The following is a 2,397-nucleotide window of genomic DNA, read 5'->3' as shown; positions in this document are numbered from 1 at the left end:
ATTCTTCAAAACACTCCGGGGTTATGTCTCTTTTTAATCAACATTTCATAAAAACTGGTATTGTTTCTGAGATTAGTTTTAAGTCTGTTCAGGCCCTTATGGACTTGAGGCATGAGGGAGATTATCAGGACTTTGCCAAAATAACCGAAGAGGAAGCTAAAGGGGCCGTAGAGACAGCGAAGATAGTAATTACTATGTTGAAAGAGACATTTGAAAAAATCAAGGAAAGTTAAATAAGAGGAAGCTATCTAATAACCCGAAGGGCAGAGTTCCACGGGCTTTGCCCGTGGGTATCTAAGATAGCTTCTGACTTCTTTTTTTCTAGAAACCTTTTCAATTCGGCATCAAATTCTGGCTATCGGATGAAAGAACCAGGTTTTGTTAGGTCTCTTTAAATATCTCAGTATAAAAAACTTCTTTATCCAAATGTTTCTGCCATTCCCGATGACGCCTGACGCTTTCCATTCTTTTTCCCTTCGGGATATTAATAAAACGGATAGCTTCAACTGGACCTAATTCCTTAATAAGCACTTCTACTGCCTTTTTGACTAAAATCTCTTCATCTATATATTTTGCAGTCTTCATTTCAAATCCTCCTTCTCACAAAAAGTCACGGGGCTGCCACACCAAACTTTCATCTGGTGTTTCAAACATTTCTTGATAAGTATATCGTCACAGGTTATAAATTGAGCTCCAGCTTGTTCCGCAAAAGCAATATGTGCCGCATCAGCCACACCAAAGTTTAGCTTGACCAACTCTTCGGCTCTTTCTCTTGTCTTTGTTAAATCTACTTTGATGGGTTCTCCCAGCTTATCCAAGATTAATAGCAACTCTACGGGCTCATAAGTTTCTGAAATTGCTTCGATTTCGTTTAAATGAACAGGAGAAATTAGCAATGTATATCTTCCTTCCCTTACATTCAATAGTATCAAATTTAATGCCTCTGTTTCTAACCTTATTCTCAAGAAAGATTGGTCGTCAAAGGGCCTACCTAGAAAACATGAGACCTGGCGCACGGTCCTTCCCAATGGGACAATTCTGAGAGTAAGGATTAGTCACAAGCACGGGCAAGATATCCCAAACTGGTTATTTCATGAAATGTTAAGACAGTCAGGTATTGATAAAACTGAATTTGAGAGAATTTTGGGGATAGGTGAGAAAAGTAGCTTATCCTCTCTCTAGGTATTTAATAGCAGGCTGTAATCCTTTTGTGCTGATTACAAAACCGAGGATCTTATAGGTTTTTCCTTTTTTCGGAAAACAATCATTTTGTTTTGGCCAGCTTGTGTCCACTGATAAGGCTCCATTGACATAATAACTTTTTTGATATATTATTTTTGCTAAATGTGGGCTTACGATTTTTATAGAGATGATCAAGGACGTGAACCGGTTAAAGATTTTATCCTTTCCCTTAATAAAAAGGAGAGAGGAAAGGTCTTACAGATGATTCAGATCCTTTCAGAATTCGGTCCCACTCTTCCGTTTCCATATTCCAGTCAGGTGGAAGGGAAGATGAGGGAACTCAGGGCGCATTATGGAAAGACCCACTTTCGAATTCTGTATTACTGCGATCCTAAAGGAGTCTTTATTTTGCTTCATGCCTTTAAGAAGAGAGCCCAGAAGATTCCTCAGAAGGAGATCCGCATAGCCATAGAAAGGATGTTCAATGCTCAAAATAAAAGAGGAGGGTAGAAAATGGTTAAAACAAAAACCAGAGCTCAGGTCTTCCTGGAGGAGCAACTGAAAGATGAAGCAGTTGCTGAATCCTTCCGTGATGGTCTTGAAGAATTGAGGCTTGCTGTTAAGATAGCTCAGTTGAGAGAGAAGAGGGGACTTAGCCAGACCCAACTGGCTGCCAGGATGCACACCAGTGCCCCCGTGATTTCAAGGTTGGAGAATCAGGGACGCTGTAACATTAGCACCTTAAAAAAGGTAGCTGAGGCCCTGAACGCTGTTTTGGAAATCGATCTGATACCAAAGGAAGATCTGAAGAGCGTAAAATCATAAACCTTTTTCGATTTTCAACGTCCCGTCACTTGCCCCTCTTGGAGATAGAGACCAAGATTTTCTCCCTTTTTCGGAAAATGATCATGTCACAAGCGGCGCAAGGGCTTTTTATCTGTTGATCTTGACCATCTCCCTCTTGGCTTGCATCAGAAGCAGATGCAGCTCCAGTCCTAGACTCTAGCAAATATGTAAAAGCGTGGGCGGTTTGTGCTTCTGGTGTTTCCCTCACTCAGCTTCTGGCCTGGGGGCCTTGGGGGTCAGCCGGATGCTCCCTTTTGCTGATCTGGCTCTGCTTCCTTTCTTTATCATCTGGTGTGTGGCTCCTCATGGGGGAAATCTCTTCTTGACGAGTACCTCCATATATGGTATTACTTAAAATCATAGGCAACT

The 2,397-nt window shown here is 41.3% G+C and carries 5 protein-coding genes; 3 read left to right on the top strand and 2 right to left on the bottom strand.

The genetic code is table 11. The features are described 5' to 3' along the window. Nucleotides 1-233, top strand: a 233-nt coding sequence (locus tag HW443_RS10670) for a HEPN domain-containing protein (RefSeq protein WP_176238179.1), incomplete at its 5' end; no start/stop codon positions are given. A gap of 148 nt (nucleotides 234-381) precedes the next feature. On the opposite strand, the gene HW443_RS10665 is transcribed toward HW443_RS10670, so the two are convergent. Both HW443_RS10665 and HW443_RS10660 read right to left on the bottom strand, forming a co-directional pair. Then, nucleotides 382-585, bottom strand: coding sequence for a hypothetical protein (locus HW443_RS10665; protein WP_176231922.1), 204 nt, complete (start codon nucleotides 583-585; stop codon nucleotides 382-384). Then, complete coding sequence (locus HW443_RS10660; protein ID WP_176238178.1) at nucleotides 582-1,016, bottom strand: PIN domain-containing protein; 435 nt, start codon at nucleotides 1,014-1,016, stop codon at nucleotides 582-584. Before HW443_RS10660 ends, HW443_RS10665 begins: the two co-directional genes overlap by 4 nt. Before the next feature lie 328 nt (nucleotides 1,017-1,344). Between HW443_RS10660 and HW443_RS10655 the strand changes: the two genes are divergently transcribed. Both HW443_RS10655 and HW443_RS10650 read left to right on the top strand, forming a co-directional pair. After that, nucleotides 1,345-1,692 carry a type II toxin-antitoxin system RelE/ParE family toxin gene (locus HW443_RS10655; RefSeq protein WP_176236311.1) on the top strand — a complete coding sequence of 116 codons (348 nt, stop codon included), beginning with the start codon at nucleotides 1,345-1,347 and terminating at the stop codon, nucleotides 1,690-1,692. A 3-nt stretch (nucleotides 1,693-1,695) separates the two neighbouring features. Continuing rightward, a complete protein-coding gene (locus HW443_RS10650) occupies nucleotides 1,696-2,007 on the top strand; it encodes a helix-turn-helix domain-containing protein (RefSeq protein WP_176229991.1) in 312 nt (103 codons plus the stop codon). Nucleotides 2,008-2,397 lie beyond the last annotated feature (390 nt).

It is taken from the genome of Candidatus Hakubella thermalkaliphila (assembly GCF_013281975.1).
Taxonomy (GTDB): Bacteria; Actinomycetota; Humimicrobiia; order Hakubellales; family Hakubellaceae; genus Hakubella; species Hakubella thermalkaliphila.
This window is presented reverse-complemented; position numbering and strand designations above follow the sequence as displayed.